The organism is Kitasatospora sp. NPDC001683 (assembly GCF_053596495.1).
In genome coordinates this window covers 1-19623 of sequence record NZ_JBSFGK010000044.1, presented here as the reverse complement: position 1 = coordinate 19623, position 19623 = coordinate 1, and the positions used below count along the sequence as shown (strand labels likewise).

At 72.5% G+C, this 19623-nt stretch carries 26 protein-coding genes; 10 read left to right on the top strand and 16 right to left on the bottom strand.

Annotation, left to right across the window (positions count from 1 at the left end):
* Positions 1-58: 58 nt before the first annotated feature.
* From ACWCYO_RS23210 to ACWCYO_RS23200, 3 genes are all read right to left on the bottom strand, one after another.
* Positions 59-787 carry a uracil-DNA glycosylase gene (locus tag ACWCYO_RS23210; RefSeq protein ID WP_270146769.1) on the bottom strand — a complete coding sequence of 243 codons (729 nt, stop codon included), beginning with the start codon at positions 785-787 and terminating at the stop codon, positions 59-61.
* 78 nt (positions 788-865) lie between these two features.
* The gene (locus ACWCYO_RS23205; protein WP_270146768.1) at positions 866-2071 is read right to left on the bottom strand and encodes a low temperature requirement protein A; all 1206 of its coding nucleotides are present in this window, start codon (positions 2069-2071) and stop codon (positions 866-868) included.
* A gap of 93 nt (positions 2072-2164) precedes the next feature.
* Positions 2165-2944: an HAD-IIA family hydrolase gene (locus tag ACWCYO_RS23200; RefSeq protein WP_270146767.1), complete on the bottom strand. Its 780-nt coding sequence runs from the start codon at positions 2942-2944 to the stop codon at positions 2165-2167.
* Between the two features lie 296 nt (positions 2945-3240).
* On the opposite strand from ACWCYO_RS23200, the gene ACWCYO_RS23195 reads away from it, so the two are divergent.
* Positions 3241-4329: a Gfo/Idh/MocA family oxidoreductase gene (locus ACWCYO_RS23195; protein WP_449785269.1), complete on the top strand. Its 1089-nt coding sequence runs from the start codon at positions 3241-3243 to the stop codon at positions 4327-4329.
* A gap of 19 nt (positions 4330-4348) precedes the next feature.
* Here the strand turns inward: ACWCYO_RS23195 and ACWCYO_RS23190 are convergent, their stop codons facing one another.
* Complete coding sequence (locus ACWCYO_RS23190; protein WP_033355086.1) at positions 4349-4771, bottom strand: type II toxin-antitoxin system VapC family toxin; 423 nt, start codon at positions 4769-4771, stop codon at positions 4349-4351.
* Entirely contained in the window at positions 4764-5048 is a 285-nt protein-coding gene (locus tag ACWCYO_RS23185) for a type II toxin-antitoxin system Phd/YefM family antitoxin (RefSeq protein WP_270146765.1), read from the bottom strand. Before ACWCYO_RS23185 ends, ACWCYO_RS23190 begins: the two co-directional genes overlap by 8 nt.
* 170 nt (positions 5049-5218) lie before the next feature.
* On the opposite strand from ACWCYO_RS23185, the gene ACWCYO_RS23180 reads away from it, so the two are divergent.
* Both ACWCYO_RS23180 and ACWCYO_RS23175 read left to right on the top strand, forming a co-directional pair.
* Positions 5219-5512, top strand: coding sequence for a DUF6412 domain-containing protein (locus ACWCYO_RS23180; RefSeq protein WP_270146764.1), 294 nt, complete (start codon positions 5219-5221; stop codon positions 5510-5512).
* Between the two features lie 80 nt (positions 5513-5592).
* Positions 5593-6285 carry a YidC/Oxa1 family membrane protein insertase gene (locus tag ACWCYO_RS23175; RefSeq protein ID WP_449785268.1) on the top strand — a complete coding sequence of 231 codons (693 nt, stop codon included), beginning with the start codon at positions 5593-5595 and terminating at the stop codon, positions 6283-6285.
* Between the two features lie 63 nt (positions 6286-6348).
* Here the strand turns inward: ACWCYO_RS23175 and ACWCYO_RS23170 are convergent, their stop codons facing one another.
* Together ACWCYO_RS23170 and ACWCYO_RS23165 are read right to left on the bottom strand one after the other, a co-directional pair.
* Complete coding sequence (locus ACWCYO_RS23170; protein ID WP_270146761.1) at positions 6349-7038, bottom strand: HAD family hydrolase; 690 nt, start codon at positions 7036-7038, stop codon at positions 6349-6351.
* Between the two features lie 25 nt (positions 7039-7063).
* On the bottom strand, positions 7064-7630 hold the full coding sequence (locus ACWCYO_RS23165; protein WP_270146760.1) for an NUDIX hydrolase: 567 nt from the start codon (positions 7628-7630) through the stop codon (positions 7064-7066).
* 267 nt (positions 7631-7897) lie between these two features.
* Here ACWCYO_RS23165 and ACWCYO_RS23160 point away from each other — a divergent pair, with 267 nt between their 5' ends.
* On the top strand, positions 7898-8665 hold the full coding sequence (locus tag ACWCYO_RS23160; protein ID WP_449785267.1) for a CDP-alcohol phosphatidyltransferase family protein: 768 nt from the start codon (positions 7898-7900) through the stop codon (positions 8663-8665).
* A 37-nt stretch (positions 8666-8702) separates the two neighbouring features.
* Here the strand turns inward: ACWCYO_RS23160 and ACWCYO_RS23155 are convergent, their stop codons facing one another.
* Positions 8703-9116 (bottom strand): ArsR/SmtB family transcription factor, encoded by a 414-nt coding sequence (locus tag ACWCYO_RS23155; RefSeq protein ID WP_270146758.1) that lies wholly within the window; start codon positions 9114-9116, stop codon positions 8703-8705.
* Positions 9117-9226: 110 nt separating this feature from the next.
* On the opposite strand from ACWCYO_RS23155, the gene ACWCYO_RS23150 reads away from it, so the two are divergent.
* Positions 9227-10216 carry a quinone oxidoreductase family protein gene (locus ACWCYO_RS23150; protein WP_449785266.1) on the top strand — a complete coding sequence of 330 codons (990 nt, stop codon included), beginning with the start codon at positions 9227-9229 and terminating at the stop codon, positions 10214-10216.
* Positions 10217-10233: 17 nt separating this feature from the next.
* On the opposite strand, the gene ACWCYO_RS23145 is transcribed toward ACWCYO_RS23150, so the two are convergent.
* Positions 10234-10995 (bottom strand): MBL fold metallo-hydrolase, encoded by a 762-nt coding sequence (locus tag ACWCYO_RS23145; RefSeq protein ID WP_449785265.1) that lies wholly within the window; start codon positions 10993-10995, stop codon positions 10234-10236.
* Between the two features lie 66 nt (positions 10996-11061).
* On the opposite strand from ACWCYO_RS23145, the gene ACWCYO_RS23140 reads away from it, so the two are divergent.
* Positions 11062-11898: an NmrA family NAD(P)-binding protein gene (locus ACWCYO_RS23140; protein WP_449785264.1), complete on the top strand. Its 837-nt coding sequence runs from the start codon at positions 11062-11064 to the stop codon at positions 11896-11898.
* Between the two features lie 57 nt (positions 11899-11955).
* Here the strand turns inward: ACWCYO_RS23140 and ACWCYO_RS23135 are convergent, their stop codons facing one another.
* Entirely contained in the window at positions 11956-12888 is a 933-nt protein-coding gene (locus ACWCYO_RS23135) for a zinc-binding dehydrogenase (RefSeq protein WP_449785263.1), read from the bottom strand.
* Between the two features lie 79 nt (positions 12889-12967).
* Here ACWCYO_RS23135 and ACWCYO_RS23130 point away from each other — a divergent pair, with 79 nt between their 5' ends.
* Entirely contained in the window at positions 12968-13645 is a 678-nt protein-coding gene (locus ACWCYO_RS23130; protein ID WP_270146753.1) for a TetR/AcrR family transcriptional regulator, read from the top strand.
* Here ACWCYO_RS23130 and ACWCYO_RS23125 read toward each other — a convergent pair.
* The 4 genes from ACWCYO_RS23125 to ACWCYO_RS23110 form a co-directional block, all read right to left on the bottom strand.
* Entirely contained in the window at positions 13642-14235 is a 594-nt protein-coding gene (locus ACWCYO_RS23125) for an alpha/beta hydrolase (RefSeq protein WP_449785262.1), read from the bottom strand. The genes ACWCYO_RS23130 and ACWCYO_RS23125 overlap by 4 nt on opposite strands.
* Positions 14236-14312: 77 nt before the next feature.
* Positions 14313-14867, bottom strand: coding sequence for a GNAT family N-acetyltransferase (locus ACWCYO_RS23120; RefSeq protein ID WP_270146751.1), 555 nt, complete (start codon positions 14865-14867; stop codon positions 14313-14315).
* Positions 14868-14957: 90 nt separating this feature from the next.
* Positions 14958-15746 (bottom strand): oxidoreductase, encoded by a 789-nt coding sequence (locus tag ACWCYO_RS23115; RefSeq protein ID WP_270146750.1) that lies wholly within the window; start codon positions 15744-15746, stop codon positions 14958-14960.
* 81 nt (positions 15747-15827) lie between these two features.
* Entirely contained in the window at positions 15828-16403 is a 576-nt protein-coding gene (locus tag ACWCYO_RS23110) for a TetR/AcrR family transcriptional regulator (protein ID WP_449785261.1), read from the bottom strand.
* 78 nt (positions 16404-16481) lie between these two features.
* Between ACWCYO_RS23110 and ACWCYO_RS23105 the strand changes: the two genes are divergently transcribed.
* Positions 16482-16985 (top strand): AAA family ATPase, encoded by a 504-nt coding sequence (locus tag ACWCYO_RS23105; protein ID WP_270146748.1) that lies wholly within the window; start codon positions 16482-16484, stop codon positions 16983-16985.
* A 187-nt stretch (positions 16986-17172) separates the two neighbouring features.
* On the opposite strand, the gene ACWCYO_RS23100 is transcribed toward ACWCYO_RS23105, so the two are convergent.
* Positions 17173-17445 (bottom strand): hypothetical protein, encoded by a 273-nt coding sequence (locus ACWCYO_RS23100; RefSeq protein ID WP_449785260.1) that lies wholly within the window; start codon positions 17443-17445, stop codon positions 17173-17175.
* Positions 17442-17804 (bottom strand): ATP-binding protein, encoded by a 363-nt coding sequence (locus ACWCYO_RS23095; RefSeq protein WP_270146746.1) that lies wholly within the window; start codon positions 17802-17804, stop codon positions 17442-17444. The genes ACWCYO_RS23100 and ACWCYO_RS23095 overlap by 4 nt, the downstream gene beginning before the upstream one ends.
* Positions 17805-18000: 196 nt before the next feature.
* On the opposite strand from ACWCYO_RS23095, the gene ACWCYO_RS23090 reads away from it, so the two are divergent.
* The gene (locus ACWCYO_RS23090) at positions 18001-18813 is read left to right on the top strand and encodes a DUF5753 domain-containing protein (protein ID WP_449785259.1); all 813 of its coding nucleotides are present in this window, start codon (positions 18001-18003) and stop codon (positions 18811-18813) included.
* Between the two features lie 3 nt (positions 18814-18816).
* Positions 18817-19002 (top strand): DUF397 domain-containing protein, encoded by a 186-nt coding sequence (locus tag ACWCYO_RS23085; RefSeq protein ID WP_449785258.1) that lies wholly within the window; start codon positions 18817-18819, stop codon positions 19000-19002.
* Positions 19003-19623: the final 621 nt, after the last annotated feature.

Sequence of the window (19623 nt, the reverse complement as noted above, 5' to 3'; positions counted from 1 at the left end):
CACCCTGCCGTCAGCCGAGACGTCCGCCGAGACGTCCGCCGAGACGTCAGCCCCGCCGTCAGCCCTGCTTCAGGTCCGGCACCCGCCAGTCGATCGGCTCGCCGCCGAAGTCGTCCAGCGCCGTGTTGATCTGCGAGAACGGGCGGCTGCCGAAGAACAGCTTGGCGGACAGCGGCGACGGGTGCGCGCCCTGCACCACCACGTGCTTCTCGGTGTCGATCAGCGGCAGCTTCTTCTTGGCGTAGTTGCCCCACAGCACGAAGACCACCGGCTCCTCGCGCGCGCTCACCGCCTTGATCACCGCGTCGGTGAACTTCTCCCAGCCCTTCGCCTTGTGCGAGTTGGCCTCGTGGGCGCGGACCGTGAGCACGGCGTTGAGCAGCAGCACGCCCTGCTCGGCCCAGTGCATCAGGTAGCCGTTGTCGGGGGCGGGGATGCCGAGGTCGGCGTCCAGCTCCTTGAAGATGTTGCGCAGCGAGGGCGGCGTCTTCGTCCCGGGCAGCACCGAGAAGCTCATGCCGTGGGCCTGGCCGTTGTCGTGGTACGGGTCCTGACCGAGGACGAGCACCCGGACCTTCTCGTACGGGGTGGCCTCCAGCGCCGCGAACTCCTGGCCGCTCGGCGGGAACACCTCGTGCTCCGCGCGCTCGGCCGCCACGAAGGCCGCCAGCTCCGCGAAGTACGGCTTCTCCGTCTCGGCGCCCAGCACCTCGCGCCAGGACTCGGGCAGCTCGAGCCCGCCGCCCTCGCCGGCCTCGACCACGCCCGCCTCGACCGTGTCCGTCACGACATCTACCTCCCACACCGCGGCTGCTGCGCCGCCCGCCCTCTTACACCCCGAACGCTACACAGCCCCACCGACAACTCACTCCACGGGAGCCTCGACGACGAACGGGGCGGAGGCACCCGCCGTCCGCACCACCCGCGCCGCCCGCACCACCCGCACGTACTCCACCCCGTTGAGCACCACCAGCAGCACCGCCAGCACCACGAGCACCACCAGCGCCGGCAGCCGCACCATCGCGGGCAGCAGCCCCAGCACCACCACCGCCGCGGCGATCCGGGTCGTCGACACCCGGCGGAACATCATCCAGCGGGTGTACCCGAAGGTCAGCAGGTACAGCCCGCACCCGCCGTACAGCAGCGCCACCGACCCGGCGCCGAGCGCCCGCCACGGGTCCGCGACCGTCTCCTCGAAGCCGACCGCCACCCCGATCACCCCGGCGGCCAGCGCCAGGTGCCCGTACTGGAAGATCCGCCGGACCACGTCCCGCCGAGAGTCCGCGACCTCCACGGCGTGCCGCATCGCGTCCGCCGCGAACACGAAGTACTGCCACCACAGCCCGGCCGAGATGGTGAACGCGGCCGCCACGGCGACCAGTTCGGGCACGTCCAGCCGGGCCACCGCGGCCGACCCGCCGATCCCGACGATCGACTCGCCGATCGCCACCAGCAGGAACAGCGCGAACCGCTCGGGCATGTGCGCCGGGTGGTACGCCACGTTCGCGAGCCGCCGCCGGAACACCAGCGGCGCGGCCAGGTCGCAGAGCGCGGCCGCCGCCCACAGCGCCAGCCGCGGCCCGTCCGGCAGCAGTCCGCCGAGCAGCAGCAGCGGCCCGCTGACCAGCACGCCCGCCCCGTACGGGCCGCTCCAGACACCCGGGATGCGCACCAGCAGGAGCAGCAGCACCACCCGGGCCAACCAGTACGCGGCGCCGAGCAGCACGCCCCGGCGGCCGTACGCGCCGGGGACGGCGAGCGCCATGAACAGGCCGGTCAGCCCGACCAGCAGGATGCCGAGGCGGTCGCGCAGGTTGTCCACGTCCCGGATGTTGGCCTGCACGGTGGTGCCGACCCAGCACCAGTACACCGGCACGAACACCACCAGCGCCCGGACCAGTCCGGTGAGGTCGTGCTGGTGGTGCAGCAGCCCGGAGACCTGGGTGATCGCGAAGACGAAGACCAGGTCGAAGTAGAGCTCCGCCCAGGTGACCCGCTTCTCCCCGAGCCCCGCCGCTTCCCCCGTCGCTACCACCGCGGCCTCCCCCGCCGCTTCCCCCGCCGCACTCATCCGTGCCCTGCCTCCCCGCCCTGCGACACATCTACGAGACGAGCCCCGCCCCGGCGCTCGGCCGGAACGGGGCTCACGACTGCACCGCAGAGGCTAGACCAGCTCGACCAGGTCCGCGATCGACTTGACCACCCGGGTCGGCCGGTACGGGAAGCGCTCCACGTCGGAGGCGGAGGTCAGGCCGGTGAGCACCAGGACGGTCTCCATGCCGGCCTCCATGCCCGCGACGATGTCGGTGTCCATCCGGTCGCCGATCATCACGGCGGTCTCGGAGTGGGCGCCGGCGGTGTTCAGCGCCTCGCGCATCATCAGCGGGTTGGGCTTGCCGACGAAGTACGGGTCGACACCGGTGGCCTTGGTGATCAGGGCCGCGACCGAGCCGGTGGCCGGCAGCACGCCCTCGGTGGAGGGGCCCGTCTCGTCCGGGTTGGTGCAGATGAACCGGGCGCCCGCGTTGATCAGGCGGATCGCCTTGGTGAGCGCCTCGAAGGAGTAGGTGCGGGTCTCGCCGAGGACCACGTAGTCGGGGTTGTTGTCGGTCAGCACGTACCCGGCCTGGTAGAGCGCGGTGGTGAGACCGGCCTCGCCGATGACGTACGCGGTGCCGTTCGGACGCTGGCTCTTGAGGAACTTGGCGGTGGCCAGGGCGGAGGTCCAGATGCACTCCTCCGGCACCTCCAGGCCCATCCCGGCCAGTCGGGCGCTGAGGTCGCGCGGGGTGTAGATGGAGTTGTTGGTGAGGACCAGGAAGGGCTTGCCGGACTCCCGCAGCCTGCGCAGGAACTCCTCCGCGCCGGGGATCGGCGTGCCCTCGTGGATGAGGACACCGTCCATGTCGGTCAGCCAGGACTCGATGGGCTTGCGGTCTGCCACGTGCGTGTCTCCCGAAGTGTTGCAACGTCTTGCGTGGGGCCCTGACCCGGCACAGCCTAATCCGCGCAGGTGACCGAGGACAGGACGTCCCGCTGGGCGGAACGCCGCCGGCGCGCGGCCGGCGCCCGGCGGACGCGCGGCGGACGCGCGGCGTGGCCATCGGGCGACCATCGGGCGGGCGCGCGGCGGCCATCGGGCGACCATCGGGCGGCCACGCAGCGGCCCTCCGCCGGCCCTCCGACCACCCTCCGGTGGGAATCGGGAGCAATCGGGCGCCTCGTGATTGAGTAGGCGGCATGAACCCGCAGACCCCCCGCGCCCCGCACGACCGCCCGCTGCGCGTCGGCCTGATCGGCTACGGCCTGGCCGGATCCGCCTTCCACGCCCCGCTCATCGCCACCACCCCCGGGCTGCGGCTGGACGCCGTGGTCACCGCCAACCCGGAGCGCCGCGAGCAGCTGCGACTGGAGCACCCCGGCGCCCGCGCGGTCGACACCCCCGAGCAGCTGCTCGCCGCCCCGGACGCGCTGGACCTGGTCGTCATCGCCTCGCCCAACCGCACCCACGCCCCGCTCGCCCGCGCCGCCCTGCGGGCGGGGCTGGCCACCGTCGTGGACAAGCCGCTGGCCGGCACCGCCGCCGAGGCGCTGGAGCTGTGCCGGCTCGCCGAGGAGAAGGGCATCCTGCTCTCGGTGTTCCAGAACCGGCGCTGGGACGGCGACTTCCTCACCGCGAGCCGGCTGGTGCGCGGCGGGGCGCTCGGCCGAGTGCACCGCTTCGAGTCCCGCTTCGAGCGCTTCCGCCCCAAGCCCAAGCCGGGCTGGCGCGAGCTGGCCGATCCGGCCGAGGTCGGCGGCACCCTGTACGACCTGGGCAGTCACCTGGTCGACCAGGCGCTCACCCTGTTCGGGCCGGTCGAGACGGTGTACGCGGAGGTCGACGTGCGGCGCGACGGCGCGGTGGTGGACGACGACGCCTTCCTCGCCCTGACCCACGCCTCGGGCACCCGCTCGCACCTGTGGACCAGCGCCATCACCCCGCTGATCGGCCCTCGGCTGCGGGTGCTCGGCGACACCGCCGGCTACGTCAAGCACGGCATGGATCCTCAGGAGGCCGAGCTGCGGTCGGGCCGCCGCCCGGACGACAGCCAGCCGTGGGGCGCCGACCTGCCCGAGCGCTACGGCACCCTGGGCACCGACGAGTCCGTGATCTCCCTGCCCACCGACCCGGGCGACTACCCCGCCTACTACGCCGGCATCGCCGCCGCCCTGGCCACTCCCGGCACCCCGCCCCCGGTCGACCCGCGCGACGCGGTGGCCACCCTCACCGTCCTGGAGGCGGCCCGCACCTCGGCGGCCACCGGAACGACGGTCCGGCTGGACTGACGGCCGGGGCTACGAGGGCTCACAGTCCGATGACCTCCACCGCCGAGCCCAGGCCACGGAAGTCCGCCACGTTGCGGGTGTACAGCGGCAGGCCGTGGGCGGAGGCGACGGCGGCGATCATCAGGTCGATCCGGCGGGGGCGGGGCTGGCGTCCGGCGGCGATGGTCAGGGTGACGAGGGTCCCGTAGCGGGCGGCGGCGGCCGCGTCGAAGGGCAGCGGGTCGAAGTCGGCCATCGCCGCGCCCAGCACCTCGAGGCGGGCGGCCCGGCTGACCGGGTCGCGGGCCATCGAGACGCCCTGCTGGAGTTCGGCGAAGGTGATCGCGGTCAGCTCCGGGACGGCGGGCAGGTCGGCGGGGTTCAGCAGGGCCAGGTCGATGTAGACGCAGGTGTCCAGCACTCCGGCGGGCCGCCGCCGGGGTGCTCTGCGGCGCTCAGCCACGCCGCCGCTCGAACGGGTCGTCGCCGTCGTCCCCCACCAGCTCCTCGGGGCCGAAGTACTCCTCGGCCTCCTTGCGCATCTCCTGGTAGTCCACCCGCGGCAGCTTCACGTGCCGCGCCACCAGTTCCTCCGCCGTGAGCCGCCGGCGCCCGGACACCGGCCGCAGCTCCGCGACCTCGACCCCGTTCCTGGTGATGTGGAAGGTCTCCCCGGCCTCCACCGCGTCCATCACCGCGGCGGAGTTGTTCCGGAACTCCCGCTGGGTAATCGTCTTCATGGATCCACGGTAGCCCCGCGTAGCCCCGGTGGCTACGGCCGTGCAAGAGCACGGGAACGCGGGAACTCGGCGGGCCGTACGATCGTCCTGCTGACGTCTGCACGTTTGAACGCGTGAACGTCTGCACGCGTGAACGTCCGGTACCGGGAAGCATCGAGAGGGGGCGTGCCGTGGGTGTCGTCGCGATGCTGCTGGGCCTGCTCCGGGTGTTGACCGGGGAGCTGGTGACCGACGGCGGCGCGCTGGCGTCCGTCGCCGCCGTGGCGGCCGTGGTCCTGGTGGCCGGTGCGGTCGCCGGGGCGCTGGCCGGGGCGCGGCTGTTGGGGGCGCGGGCGCCGGCGGCGGTGCGCAGCGGGGTGCTGCGACGCCTGGCGTTCGGTACGGCGTTCCTTCCGCAGCGTGATCCGGACGCCCGGGGCAGGCGACGCCCCAGGGCGCCGGGAGCGGCCCCGGCGGCCGCGTAACCCCCTTTTCGCCGTAGGTTCTTCGCGGCCGTCCTCCGCCGATCACTCATGTCCTGAGACCCCGGAGGGCTCGCTCCACCATGTCCGTTCTGTCTGTTCTCGACCCGGCCGTCACCGTCGCCCACGCCGCGGTCGCCGCCATCGCCCACGTCCTGCCGACCGCGCTGGCGATCGTCCTGTTCGTCCTCGTCGTCCGGCTGGCGCTGCACCCGCTGGCGCGGGCGGCCGCGCGCGGGGAGAAGGCCCGCTCGACGCTCGCGCCGAAGATCGCCGAGCTGAACAAGAAGTACCGGAACCGCCCGGAGAAGCAGCGTGAGGCGCTGGCGGAGCTGTACCGGAAGGAGCAGGTCTCGCCGTTCGCGGGGTGCCTGCCGATGCTGGTGCAGATCCCGTTCTTCTCGGTGATGTACCGGCTGTTCACCACCCCGAACGACCTGCTGGACAACACCCTGTTCGGGGTCCCGCTCGGCCTGCACGTCGGAAACGCGCACGGCGCCGGGCAGTTCGCGGTGTTCGCGGTGCTGGAGGCCGGGCTGGCGGCCGTCGGGTACGTCAACTACCGCCGGGCCCGGCGGGCGGCGGCGGCGCAGACCACCCCGCAGCCGGGGGCGGCGCTGCTGCCGTACCTGTCGTTCGCCTCGGTGCTGTTCGCGCTGCTGGTGCCGGTGGCCGCCTCGCTCTACCTGGTGACGACCAGCGTGTGGTCCGCGGCCGAGCGGGCCTGGCTGTACCGGGGTACCAACCAGGCCCCGGCGACCGCGCTGGCGCTCTGACCGCGGAGGTCCCGGAAGGAGGCCTCGGAGGAAGGCGTCGGAAGAAGGTCGCGGAAGCAGGCCTCAGAAGTGGCGCAGCAGCTCCGGGAAGGCCGTGAGCTGCAGTGTCGCCTCGTCCGGGCCGAGGTCCGTGTGCTCCAGTACCCAGGTGTGCTCGTGCGGGATGAACACGGTGCGCAGGCCGGCCCGGCGGGCGGGGGCGATGTCGGACTTGGGCGAGTTGCCGATCATCCAGGTGCGGTCCGGGTCGAGCTCGAGCTCGGCGGTGAGCTGCCGGTAGGTGTCGACGGACTTCTCGGCCACGATGTGGATGCCGCGGAAGTGGTGGTCGATGGTGGAGGCCGTCACCTTGGCCCGCTGCTCCTCCTGGTCGCCCTTGGTGAGCAGGAGGAGCTGGTGGCGGTCGGCGAGGACGGTGAGGGTGTCGGCGACGCCGGGGATCAGCTCGACCTCGCCGCGCCGGGTGAGCGGGGCGAGCAGCTCGTCGATCCGGGCCAGCTCGGCCGCGGTGGGGGTGCGGTCGTGGTTCAGCTGCCGCAGGCAGTCCGCGAGGCTCTGCCGGAAGACCGCGGCGCCGTAGCCGAGGGCGGCGGCGTTGGCGGCCTCGATCCGGTCGAGCAGGGTGCGGGTGGCGTCCCGCTCGGCCGGGGTGGCGACCCAGTCCAGGAAGCCGTCGATGACCCGCTCGAAGAGGACGTTGTTCTCCCAGAGGGTGTCGTCGGCGTCGAAGATGAGGATCTGGTCGGTGTGCATCAAGGGTCCTTACCTGGCGGGCGGTTCAGGCGAGCAGGCGGGCGGCGCGGTCGAGGGTCTCGCGGAGGTTCTCCTCGGTGGTCCGCTGCCTGGCCTCCTCGACGGTGAGCCACTCCAGTGGGGAGGCGGGGTTCTCCGGCCGGGCGTCGTCCGGGGTGCCGGTGGCCAGTAGGAAGCGCAGGTCGGCGTGCTCGTGGGCGGGTTCGACGGGCGAGGCCGGGACGGGCACCACCGCGAGGTGGACCAGGGCGGCGTCGGGCCAGGGGGTGAGGTCGGTCAGACCGGTCTCCTCCAGGCCCTCGCGCACGGCGATGTCCAGCGGCAGGGTCTCCCCCGGGTCGCCGTGACCGCCGACCTGCAGCCAGGCCTGCTGGCGGACGTGCCAGCGCAGCAGCACCCGGCGGGTGGGCGGGTGGACGATCAGCGCGGAGGCGGTGAAGTGCAGCGGGGTGCCGCGGTCCCAGGCGTCGGGGGCGTCGACCAGGGCGCGGGCCCGGGCGTGGTCGGCGGTCTCGACCGGGCCCTGCGGCCGGTGGTCGGCCAGGAGTCGGGCCAGGTCGGGGCTCTGCGGGGCGGTGCCCGTGGTCACCATGATGCTGTGCTCTCCTCGTTCCGCCCTGGGGCCGCGTCACGCCGCCCCGCCTCGGGCCGCGTCACGTCGAGGAGCGCCAACGGGCTTGCGGGGAGCGGGCGATAAGGCCCGGGGGCTCCGGTTCCGGTGAACCCGGCAACCCTAGCCCGGCGGTGCCCGGGCGGCCCACCGGTTTTCCCGGCCCGGGGGCGTACCTGCTGGTCAGGGCGCCCGCCCGGAGGCCGTAGCCTTTGGTGACCGTTTCGGGACAGGTGGAGGGATGTCGTCATGGTGGCTGCTCCGGCGCTCGCCGAGCTGCGCGAGGTGTGCCAGCCGCAGGCCAAGCTGCAGAGCCGCAACGGTGAGCACTGGGCGGGTCGGATGTACATGCGGGCGATCTCGCTGCGGACCACCCGGCAGCTGGTGCGCACCTCCGTCTCGCCGAACACCCTGACCTGGGTGATGGTGGTGTGCGGGGTCGGCGGCGGCGCGGCCCTGCTGATCCCCGGCCCGACCGGCGCGGCGCTCGCGGCGGTGCTGTTCCAGCTGTTCCTGCTGTTCGACTGCGTGGACGGCGAAGTGGCGCGCTGGAAGCGCCAGTTCAGCATGGCCGGGGTGTACGTGGACCGGCTCGGCGCCTACCTGGCGGACGCCGCGCTGATGATCGGCGCGGGGGTACGGGCGGCGCGCGGCGGCTCGGAGCTGTGGGTGTCGGCGGGCCTGGCGGCCGCCCTGGGCGTGGTGCTGCTCAAGGCCTCGACGGACCTGGTGGACGTGGCCCGCGCCCGCAGCGGGCAGCCGCCGGCGGACGAGGAGTCGACCCAGCCGCGCTCCCAGGGCATCGCGACGGCCCGCCGGTTCGCCTCGATCTTCAAGATCCACCGGGTGACGAACGGCATCGAGGCCTCGCTGGTGCTGCTGGCGGCGGCCGCGATGGACGCCGGGCTGCACAACCTGGACGCGACCCGGTGGACGCTCGCCGGGATCACGGTGATCACCTGGGGGATGGTGGTGGCGCACCTGGCGTCGATCCTGTCCTCCTCGCGGCTGCGCTGAGGCCCGGCCGGGATCGGTCGGCGCCTGACGCCGGCCGCTACCCGTGCCGGGCCGGCTCGCTGCGAGGCTCGCCGTCGGGCTCGCTTTCGATTTCGAGATCGGAGCCGGGCCCGACCCCGGGCTCGTTGCGGGCGAGCGCGGCGAGGACGGTGTCGAGCAGCCCGGGGAAGCGCCGTTCGAGGTCGACCGTCCGCAGGGCGGAGAACCGGCGGTTGGCGTCCTCGCGCTGGCTGATCACGCCGGACTCGCGCAGCACCTTGAAGTGGTGGCTCAGGGTGGAGGGCGCGACGTCCACCGGGAAGGTGCCGCAGGCGCGTTCGGGCTCGGCCCGCAGAACGCGAACGATGGTCATCCGGGTGGGGTCGGAGAGCGCGTGCAGGACGTCGTACAGGTCGATCTCCTCGGTCGCGGGGTGTACGAGCGCCGGTCGGCGGCGGGTGCTGCGGGGCACGTTCAGACCTCCTCTGATCTGGGATGTTCGACAAACGCCGAAACGGGCTGGTACCACTGTGCCACGGCAATTTCGCCGTTCGTCGAACATCGTAGTCGAGGGGGACCGACATGCGCGCACTGGTGATGACCGCACCCGGTGGAGCCGAGAACTCCGAGATCCGGCAGATCGAGGCACCACGCCCGGGCCCCGGCCAGGTGGCGATCGACGTCGCCTGGGCCGGACTGAACTTCGTGGACGTGATGGCCCGTCGGGGCGACGGCGGGTACGACGCCGAGTGGCCGTACCTGCCGGGCAAGGAGGTCGCCGGTACGGTCCGGGAGCTCGGCGAGGGCGTCACCGGGCTGGCCGTGGGCGACCGGGTGGTCGCCGCACCGGTCGGCGGCGGGCTGGCCGAGGTCGTGGTCGCCGACGCCGTACTGACCCTGCCCGTCCCGGACGGGCTGGAGCTCAGCGCCGCCGCGGCCGCCCCGCTCGGCATCGCCAGCGCCGTCCTGCTGCTGACCGACTCGGGCCGGCTGACCGCCGGGGACAACGTCCTGGTCCACTCGGCCGGCGGCGGCATCGGCAGCGCGATCGCCCAGCTCGTCCCGCTGCTCGGCGGCGGGGGCACCCTGATCGGCACGGTCGGCCGCCCGGAGAAGGCCGCGGCCGCCGTCGGCCTCGGCTACCACCACGCCTTCGCCCGCGACGAGAAGCTCGCCGACGCCGTCCGCACCGCCACCGACGGCCGGGGCGTCGACCTGGTGCTCGACCCGCTGGGCACCGCCGCGCTGGAGCTCGACCTGACGGTCGCGGCGCCCGGCGGCCGGATCGTCCTGTTCGGCAACGCGGGCGGCGGCGAGGTCGGCGACCTGCCCCCGCTCGGCCGGCTGATGGCCGGCAACCTCTCCGTCACCGGCTTCAGCCACCGCGGCTTCGCCGCCACCGCCCCCGAGCGCCTCGCCCGGGCCATCCGCACCACCCTCGACCTGCAGGCGAACCGCGGCCTCACCATCCCGCTCACCGAACTGCCGGGCCTGGCGGCCGTACCGGCCGCGCACGACGCGATGCAGGAGGGGCGGGCCACCGGCAAGTACGTGGTGCGCGTGGGCGGTTGACCTGGGGCACCGGACGGTCAGACGGTGAAGACCGCCCCCGGGTCGGCGCGCTCGACCGGCCCGGCGAAGCGGGTCGCGGCGCGGGCCACCGCCGCCGCGGGGGTCAGGGCCCGGCCGACGTGGGTGACGACCAGGCGGCCCGCACCGGCCGCGGTGGCGGTCGCACCGGCCTGCTCGGCGCTGTGGTGGGCGGGGTCGTCGCCCTCCGCCTCGCACAGCAACAGGTCGCAGCCCGCGGCCAGTTCGGCGAGCGCGGCGCAGGGCGCGGTGTCGCCGGAGTAGACCAGCGAGCGACCGCCGGCCTCCACCCGGAGCGCGAAGGCCGGCATGCCGTGCTCCACCGCCCGGCTGGCCAGCGTGAGCGAGCCGACCACGGCCCGCTGCCCGTCGGACAACTCGGTGACGGCGAAGGCGGATTCGACCGGGCTGCGGCGCGCCGAGTTGGTCAGGAAGTCCGCCAGCCGGTCGGCGGTGCCGGGCGGGCCGTAGAGCGGGATCGGCGCGGCGAGCCGGATGTCCGCGTACAGGGCGCCGTAGTAGGCGGTGAGCAGGTCGGCGCAGTGGTCGGCGTGCAGGTGCGAGATCCAGATCGCGTCCAGCTCGTCCAGCCGGGCGTACCGCTGCAGCGGCCCGAGGGTGCCGGTTCCGGCGTCCACCCACACCCGGGTGTCGGCGGCCGTCACCAGGTAGCCGGAGCAGGGGTTGTCCGCGCTCGGGTAGGGGGTGGCGCTGCCCAGGACGGTGAGCCGCAGCGGTGCGTCGGTGTCGGTGTCTGGCATCCGCCGAGCCTAGCGAGAGGGGCTGGTAGCGGGCATAGGCCGGGCTGGAGCGGCGTTGGTCCCGGCATGACCAAGGTTCTGGTGATCGGCGCGAACGGCAGTGTGGGCAGGCACGTTGTGGCCTCGCTGGTCGAAGGCGAGCACGAGGTGCGGGCGTTGGTGCGGGACACCGCCAAGGCCGCGCCGCCCGCGGGGGTGGAGACCGTCCGGGGTGATCTGGCGGTGCCGGAGAGCCTGGCGGCCGCGCTGGGCGGCGGGGTGGAGGCCGTCTACCTGATGTGGCCCGGGATCCCGGTGCAGCCGCGCGTGGTGGAACTGATCGCCGAGCACGCCAGGAGGGTCGTCTACCTCTCGACGGACGTGCCGGATCTCGCCGACGACGAGCCGCCGGTGATCTTCCACCAGGAGATCGAGCGGCTGATCCGCAAGTCCGGCCTGGGCTGGACCTTCGTGCGGGCGATCGACTTCGCGGGCAACACGCTCGGCTGGGCCGACCAAGTCCGCGCGGGCGTCGTCCGCTGGCCGTACGGGCGGGCCCGCCGCTCGCTGGTCCACGAGCGCGACATCGCGGACGTGGCCGTGCGGGCGCTCACCGAGGACGGGCACGACGGCGCCAAGTACCTGGTCACCGGGCCCGAGTCGATCGCCCACGCCGACCTGGCACGGATCATCGGCGAGGAGCTCGGCACCGAGGTGCGCTGGGAGGAGCTGGCGCCCGAGACGGCCCGCGAGCAGCTGACGGCGGCCTGGGGCAACGCGGCGTTCGTGGAGTCCCGGCTGGCGGCCTGGGAGTCGTTCAGCCGTGAGCCGGAGCGGGTGACGGACACCGTGGAGCAGGTGCTCGGCCGCCCGGCCCGCGGCTTCCGCTCGTGGGTGCGGGAGCACGCGGAGGACTTCCGGTGAGAGCCTTCGGTCGGGGCCCCCGCCGCACTGCGCGGGCCCCGACCCGGAGCGCAAGCCTCAGGCGTCGAAGGTCAGCACCGCCTTGCCGTGGAGCCGCCCGGCGAGCAGGGCGTCGACGGCCTCCGCCGCGCCGTCCCAGCTGCCGCGCCAGGTGATGCCCGGGTCCAGCTCCCCCGCGGCGACGCGGTGGGCGAGCCAGCCGAGGTCCCGGCCGAGGCCGGTGCAGCCGAGCAAAAAGAAGGTCACCAGGCTGCGGTCGTGGCGCTGCTGATCGCCGAACAGCGCGCCGAACGGGAACTCCTCCCCCTTGCCCGCGCTGTGCCCGGCGGCGACCAGGGTGCCGCCCTCGCTCAAGGCGTCGTAGGCCTCGACCAGTTGGGGCCCGCCGACGAGGTCGACCACCCCGTCGACCGGGCGCGAGGCCTGCCCTGGCGTGCCGACCACCTCGTGGGCGCCCAGCCGCTGCAGCAGGGCGCGGTTCTCCTCGGGTGCTCCGGTGGACGCGATCACGTGCGCCCCTGCGGCGCGGGCGAGTTGGACGGTGTACCGGCCGACGCCGCCGGTGGCCCCGGTGACCAGGACGGTGCGGCCGAGCAGCGGCCCGGTGCGGTGCAGGGCGCGCAGGGCGGTGAGGCCGGCGACCGGGATGGTGGCGAGCGCCCCGGGGTCGGCCCCGGCGGGTGCGACGCCGATCATCTCGCTGTCGACGGCCCGCAGCTCGGCCCAGGCACCGGCGGGCATCAGGGTGACCACCGGGGTCCCGGCCGCCGGGCCGGAGCCGTCGGCGGCGGCCCGTTCCACGACTCCGGCGGCGTCCCAGCCGAGGACGGTGCCGTCGGGGGCCGAGTCGAGTCCGAAGGCGACCTCGCCGTAGTTGAGCGAGGTCGCGGTGACCCGGACCAGCGCCTGGTGCGGCGCCGGTTCGGGGTCGGGAGCGGTGCCGAGGCGCAGGCGGCCGGGGGCCGAGCGGTCGACCAGGAGTGCACGCATGGAGGATCCTCCCCTAGATTCTGCCACTGAGTGGCATAAGCCTACAGGTGGCAATCGCTGCCCGGATACACTGGCGCCGATGACTCCCGAGAACCCCGCCCAGCCCGCACTCCCGCTGCGCGAGCGCAAGAAGCTGCGCACCCGGCAGGCGCTGATCGACACCGCCCTGGACCTGTTCGGCGAGCGCGGCTTCGACCGGGTGACGCTGGACCAGCTGTGCGAGGCGGTCGAGGTCTCCAAGCGGACGTTCTTCCGCGCGTTCACCAGCAAGGAGGACGTCGCGGCGGCGCCCACCCAGGACCTCTGGACGGCGTTCCTGGAGGTGCTGGAGAACCGCCCGCCGCAGGGCCGCCGCCTGGTCACCCTGTACGAAGAGGTGCTGGTCGAGGCGATCGGCCGGATGCCGAGCGAGGGCTGGGCCGAACGCGCCCTGGCCAGCCGGAGATTGGCCGCCGTGACACCCTCGATGGACGCCCACGGGCTGGCCTTCTGCGACCGCGTCAGCCGGGAGGCGGTGGCCGTCACGGAACGGCGGTTCGCGCTGGACGCTGACGGGGAGGACGTCGCCGGCCTGCGCATCCGGCTCGCGCTGGACATGCTGGTCTCCGCCTTCCACCAGGCCCTCGCCACCTGGGTGGCCCAGCCCTCCGGACACACCCGCGAAGACCTCACCCGACGCCTCCGGGCCGCCTGCGCCGAACTGCCGGGCGCCCTCGCGGCAACGGCGCAGCCACGCGACGAAGCGGCCGCGAGCTAGCCGGCCAGGTGGCGGCCGAAGAAGCGCCGGACCGCGCGGCGGACCTCGGGGACCGAGACGGTGGGCGCGACGCCGCCGATCAGGGCGTTCCGGCGCTCGGCCGTGATCAGTCCGGCCGCCTGGAGCTGGGGCAGCATCGCCGCGAAGTCGGTGAACGCCCAGTGGTCGGCGTCGGCGACAAGCGCGCGGCGGACGGTACGGCCCGAGTGGGCGGCGAGGGCCGACCAGGAGCGGTCCAACTCCGGTCGGCGGGCGAAGTGTTCGCTGCCGAGCAGGAGGAGCGGGCGGTCGACCCCGGCCTCGGCGACCGGGAAGAGCGCGCCGGACGGGGAGTCCAGGTAGCCCTCCAGGTTGATCCCGGCGCGGACCTGCCGGTCCTCGTGCAGCAGCTCGGCCACCGCGCCGCCGCCCGCCGAGTGCCCGTACACACCGAGGCGGAGAGGGTCGAGGACGGCGGCGAGGCCGGGCGGCAGGGGCAGATCGCCGGCGTGGTCGACCGAGACCACGACCGCGCCGTGCGCGGCCAACTCCTCGGCCAGGCAGGTGCCCAGGCCGCGCGGGTCGCCGCCGCCGGGGCTGTGCACCAGCACCGGGCGCCGGCGACCGGGCAGCGGTGGCGCTCGGCAGCCTGCTGCTGCGGACCACCTCGTGACCGCCGGCGGCGCGGTCAGTCCCGCTCGACGGCCAGCTCGATCTCCCGGTGCGTCTCGTCGCCCGGCACCGGCACGGACACGCCGGAGTGCTTGAAGCCGGCCCGTACGTACATCGCCTCGGCGCGGGCGTTGTTCTCGTGGACGAACAGCCGGACCCGCTGGAGCCGGGGTTCGGTGAGCGACCAGGCCCAGTCCCGGGCGGCCCGGATCAGCTGGTGCGCGAGGCCGGTGCCGCGCGCCTCGGGGCGGACGTAGACGCCGACGACGTGGCCCTGCGGGACGGTGATGACGTCGCCGCCGAGGGCGCCCGCCCCGCCTGGCTGCTCGACCAGCACGGTCATGGTGCCGAGCCAGCGCCCGTCGGGGGCCTCGGCGACGGCCTGCCACACGGATTCGCCCTCGGCGGCGCCGGTGGTGCGCTCCTGCCAGAACTCGTCGGGCCTGGCGGAGGCGTTCTCGTACGTGTCCAGGAAGGCGAGGTTCGCGATCGGGTCCCGCAGCGCGGCGAGGCGGATCTCCTTGACCCGCTCCCACTCCTCGGCCCGTACTCGTCTGATGATGGTGCTCATCGCACGATCATCACGAGTGTCGGGCCGCGCTGACAACCCCCTTTCCGGACCGCTGAGCTGGGCGTTCCCCCAGGTCTGTGCGGAGCGCCATTAGGCGGTCTTGAGGGTGCCGCCGTCGATGACGTGGTCGGCGCCGTGGATGTTGCCGGCGCGGTCGGACAGCAGGAAGGCGACCAGGTCCGCCACCTCCGCGGGCTCGGTGAGACGGCCCGAGGCGATGCCGATCCGGCCGGGTAGCCCCGCGAGCAGGTCGCCGTGCCCCACCCCGGACGCGGCGGCCACCTTGCCGCCGAAGCCCTCGGGGTCGGTCCACAGCGGACTGGCGACCACACCCGGGGAGACGGTGTTCACGCGGACGCCGCGCGGCGCCAGTTCCTCGCTGAGCCGCTTGCCGAACAGGGACAGCGCCGCCTTGGCCTCCGCGTAGCCGACCGGCGAACCGGTGGGCATCCGGGCGTTGACCGAGGAGATGTTCACGATCGCGCCCCGGCGCTCCAGGATGCTCGGCAGCGCCGCCCTGGTGGTCCGCACCGCGCTGAACAGGTTGAGGTCGAAGAGCCGCTGCCACTGCTCGTCGTCGGTGTCCAGGAAGCCGCCGAGGGACAGCCCGTCCGGGTCACCGGCGCCGACGTTGTTGACGAGGAAGTCGATGCCGCCGACCGCCGCCAGCGCGTGGTCGACGACCGACCGCGCCCCGTCGCGGGTGCTCAGGTCGACGGAGACGGCGGCGGCCGCGACCTCCTTGAGATCGGACGTCACGGTACGGGCGGCGCCGACCACCCGGACGCCCTCCGCGGCCAGGGTCCTGGCGATGGCGAGGCCGATGCCGCGGCTCGCGCCGGTGACCAGTGCGGTCCTTCCGCTGATGCCGAGGTCCATGGTGTTCCCCCTCCTGAGGAGTTCTTGAACTGCAGGTCTAAAACTGGGGCGCAAAATGGCAACCGCCGGGGGCGGCGGGTTTCAGAGGCCGGCCAGGGCCGTGTCGATGATCCGGACGAGCACCGGCCGGTCGTAGGTCTTGGTCATGACCCGCAGGCCCGCGAGGACGGTCTGGAGGTACAGGGCCTGCGCCTTGGCGTCGACGCCCCCGTCGATGTCGCCATCGCGCTGACCCCGTTCGATGCGGGCGGCGAACATCCCGACCATCCGCTCCTCCATGCGGTGCACCGCACGGGTCGCCTCCTCGTCGCGCCCGCCGAGTTCGGTGACGGTGTTCTGAGCGAGGCAGCCGCGGCGGACCGGCCCGTCCAGGTCCATGTCCACGAGCAGCAGGAAGTACGCGCGGAGGCGCTCCTTGGCGCTGCCCGGCCGGGAGAGGAACTCCTCGGTGATCTCCGCGCCCATGCGGGTGTAGAGGTCCAGCGCCTTCGCGAACAACTGACGCTTGGAACCGAAGGAGTGGTAGAGGCTGCCCTTGGCCACCCCGGTCGCCTCGGCGAGGTCGGCCGGGGAGGTCTCGGTGTAGCCCTTGGTCCAGAAGGTCTCCATCGCCTGCGCGATGACGACGTCCGGCTCGAAGCTCTTCGGCCTGCCCACGCGGCTACCGTAGTGATTATTTGACCTCAAGGTCAACTACTGCTCCGGAGGAGAGCACCGTTGGCCTAACCTGGCTCCGTGACACAGCAATTGAGCACGGTGGTGCTGATGTGCGGCCTCCCGGGAGCGGGCAAGACCACCTACGCGATGGGGCTGGTGCGACGCGGCTACGTACGGCTCTCGATCGATGAGGTGGTCTGGCAGCGCCTCGGGCAGCGCGATGCCGGCCTGGTGCTGGAGACCGAGGCGTACGACCGGCTCAAGGAGGAGGTCCGCCGCGAGCAGCGGCAGGAGTTGGTCGAGCTGATGCTGGCCGGACGCGATGTGGTGGTGGACTACAGCTTCTGGAGCCGCGCCGCCCGCGACGACTACAAGGCGCTGATCGAGAACCACGGTTGCCACTGGGAACTGATCCACCTCAAGGCCGACCGGACGACGCTGGAACGCCGCCTCGAGGTCCGGAACGGCGAGGAAGGCGCCAACTCCGTCACCGTGGACGAGACGCTGCTCGAGCGCTATCTGGCCGACTTCGAGGAGCCGGAGGGAGAGGGCGAGCAGGTCTTCATGCAGTCCTCGACCTGAAGACAGCGGGGGTGTGCGCAGGAAGTCGGGCGGGTCGACTTCCTGCGTGCCGACGGGGGTTGGGAGTTGGGCCACTACGGAAAGTGGGTGTCCCCGGAGGAGGGGCGGGCCGCGTCCGGGTTCCGCCGGAGGCCGGAGGACCGGGTTTCGCAGAGAGCACCGAAGAGGGCGGCGAGGAGGTTGAGGATCAGGAGTCCGAGCATCGGCAGTGGCCGCCGTCGCGGTTGCGCTTGTACTCGCGCAGGAGCGCGAGGAGGTTGATCAGGGTGCTCGCCGGGATGTTGCCGAGGTTGACGAGCCGGCGGCCGTGGAGGTTGGCCTCGCCCGGCTGGGCCGAGGGCCAGAGGAGGCCGAACTCGCGGCCCTCTGCGCGGAGTTCGATGATCAGTCCGGTGAGCTGGCGGCCGCTGAGGTGGAGCAGGGCGGGGTCGGCCGGGTGGATGGGGTGGTGGGCGCTCACGCGTCACCGTCCAGCTCGAACCAAACGATCTTGCCGAGCTTCTGGGGGCTGACGCCCCAGCGGTGGGTGAGGGCGGCAACCAGGTGGAGGCCCCGGCCGGACTCGGCGAGGGGGTCGAGCTCGCGCTGCTCGGGGAGGGTGGAGGAGCGGTCGGAGACCCCGACGCGGAGGGTGTTGTCGCGGAAGAGGATGACGACGCCCGGGGCGGGGGTGTCGCCGTGGCGCCAGGCGTTGGTGATGAGTTCGACCAGACACAGCTGGGCGTCGGCGATGCGGGACGGGGACCAGCTCACGAGGGTGAGGGTGTCCTCGAGGGTGTCGCGGGAGAGGGTGAGGGAGGGGGTGTTGAGGTTGCGCACAGGGATCTCCCATAGGGCAAAAGGATGCTGACGATCCGTTCGGTGATCGGTGCATCACTGACTGTAGAGCACGACACTCACATGTGCCACTGGATCCGGAAACATGGACCACCCGTAGTCGCTGGACTGTTGACGGGCCGACGTAGATGCTTGGGCCATGCCACCACGGACCACCCCAACAGCCCGGCAGGAACGGTTGGGCATCGAGCTGCGGAAGATGCGAGACAGCGCCGGCCAGACAACCGCTCAAGCCGCCGCCGTCTTCGGCCTGGATCGTACGAAGATCACTCAGGTTGAGAAGGGGCACTACCCCATCACGGCCGAGCGAGTTCGGGCGCTCGCTGAATCCTTCGGCGAGACTGATACCGCGTTCATCGAAGCCCTTGCAGCCATGGCCGAGGACCGGCGCAAGGGTTGGTGGGACGAGTACCGGGGCTTCGTACCGCAGGGCTTTCTCGACATCTGCGAGTTCGAGCACCATGCGAAGGGCATGTACTCCTACCAGATCTGCCATCCTCCCGGACCCATGCAATCGGAGCGGTACAGCCGCGCAATCTTCCAGGACAGTCAGGTCCAGCTGACTCCGCGCGTGGTGGAAACACGTGTCGAGCAACGAATGCGGCGCTCAGAGATGCTGATGGCAAAAGGCACCCATCCCTATACCGCAATCGTCCACGAGGCGGCCCTCCGCATGCAGTTCGGCGGCCGTGATGTGGCACGGGAACAGTTGGACTGGATGCTGGAGTTGTCTCAGCTGCCACACGTCACGCTTCGAGTGATCAGCTTTGCAGCGGGAGGCTTCAAGGGGCCCGGCCAGGCCATCTACTACGCCAACGGGCCGGTGCCCCGACTCGACACGGTCAGTTACGACTCCATGGAGGGGCCGATCTTCCTCCACCTGGCCGAGCACCTGGAGGAGTACCGCTCAGTCATCGAGCAGATGACTGAGCGGTCTCTCTCGGTCGAGGACTCCCGCGATCTGATCGCGAAGATCAAGAAGGAGATATAGCCGATGGAGAACCGCTCCTGGATTCGGCCCAGTGCATGCTCCAATGCGGGCAACTGCCCGGAGGTGGCCGTCACTTCCGATGCCGTCTACGTCCGCAGCAGCCTCCTGCCCGACTCCGTCGCCCAACTCACCCCCACCGAATGGCGCGACCTCGTCTCCGCCATCCGCGACGGGGAGTTCGACCTCTAGCCCCAACCGCACCGGCCGGCTCCCACCGGCCGGTGCTTCCATGTTGCCCCTCGATTCGGATCACGGGCGTTGACCTGCTAGTCTTCTTCTCGTCGCGAGGGAGAAGATTCCTCGTCAGGCGTCAGCGGTGCTACCAGAGCACGTCCTACTTTCAGTAGGAAGAGTCCGTGCAACCCGGGCCTGGCGCTCCACAGTCGGAAGGGTCCGGCACCTCCACAGGTGCCGGACCCTTCCGCATTTGCCACCACACCGCTCAGCTTCGCGCCATGGTCCACAGCTGATGACCGCGCGTTCGGTCCCGACGACGAGGCATCCACCCACCCCAGGGCCTCACAAGGGCAAGTCATCCGGGCGGAGTCCGCACCCGAACCGGATTGCCTCGAACCGCCCAACGGCCGCCGCCCGCACCGACGAACCGAGCTCCCCCGGCCTCCCCTCCGCGGTTCGGAGCACGGCCGCCGAGCTGCTAGTATTCTTCCTGTCGCGAGGGAGATGATTCCTCGTCAGGCGTCAGCGGTGCTACCAGAGCACGTCCTACTTTCAGTAGGAAGAGTCCGTGCAACCCGGGCCTGGCGCTCCACAGTCGGACGGGCCCGGCAAGTCATGTGAGGGCCGTCGGTT

Coding starts and splice junctions, on each gene's coding strand:
- ACWCYO_RS23205 (WP_270146768.1), bottom strand. CDS start 2,071: ATGAGTGCGGCGGGGGAAGCGGCGGGGGAGGCCGCGGTGGTAGCGACG.
- ACWCYO_RS23135 (WP_449785263.1), bottom strand. CDS start 12,888: ATGCGTGCACTCCTGGTCGACCGCTCGGCCCCCGGCCGCCTGCGCCTC.
- ACWCYO_RS23140 (WP_449785264.1), top strand. CDS start 11,062: ATGACCAAGGTTCTGGTGATCGGCGCGAACGGCAGTGTGGGCAGGCAC.
- ACWCYO_RS23120 (WP_270146751.1), bottom strand. CDS start 14,867: ATGAGCACCATCATCAGACGAGTACGGGCCGAGGAGTGGGAGCGGGTC.
- ACWCYO_RS23160 (WP_449785267.1), top strand. CDS start 7,898: ATGGTGGCTGCTCCGGCGCTCGCCGAGCTGCGCGAGGTGTGCCAGCCG.
- ACWCYO_RS23150 (WP_449785266.1), top strand. CDS start 9,227: ATGCGCGCACTGGTGATGACCGCACCCGGTGGAGCCGAGAACTCCGAG.
- ACWCYO_RS23195 (WP_449785269.1), top strand. CDS start 3,241: ATGAACCCGCAGACCCCCCGCGCCCCGCACGACCGCCCGCTGCGCGTC.
- ACWCYO_RS23145 (WP_449785265.1), bottom strand. CDS start 10,995: ATGCCAGACACCGACACCGACGCACCGCTGCGGCTCACCGTCCTGGGC.
- ACWCYO_RS23165 (WP_270146760.1), bottom strand. CDS start 7,630: ATGGTGACCACGGGCACCGCCCCGCAGAGCCCCGACCTGGCCCGACTC.
- ACWCYO_RS23085 (WP_449785258.1), top strand. CDS start 18,817: ATGGAGAACCGCTCCTGGATTCGGCCCAGTGCATGCTCCAATGCGGGC.
- ACWCYO_RS23175 (WP_449785268.1), top strand. CDS start 5,593: ATGTCCGTTCTGTCTGTTCTCGACCCGGCCGTCACCGTCGCCCACGCC.
- ACWCYO_RS23170 (WP_270146761.1), bottom strand. CDS start 7,038: ATGCACACCGACCAGATCCTCATCTTCGACGCCGACGACACCCTCTGG.
- ACWCYO_RS23130 (WP_270146753.1), top strand. CDS start 12,968: ATGACTCCCGAGAACCCCGCCCAGCCCGCACTCCCGCTGCGCGAGCGC.
- ACWCYO_RS23115 (WP_270146750.1), bottom strand. CDS start 15,746: ATGGACCTCGGCATCAGCGGAAGGACCGCACTGGTCACCGGCGCGAGC.
- ACWCYO_RS23185 (WP_270146765.1), bottom strand. CDS start 5,048: ATGAAGACGATTACCCAGCGGGAGTTCCGGAACAACTCCGCCGCGGTG.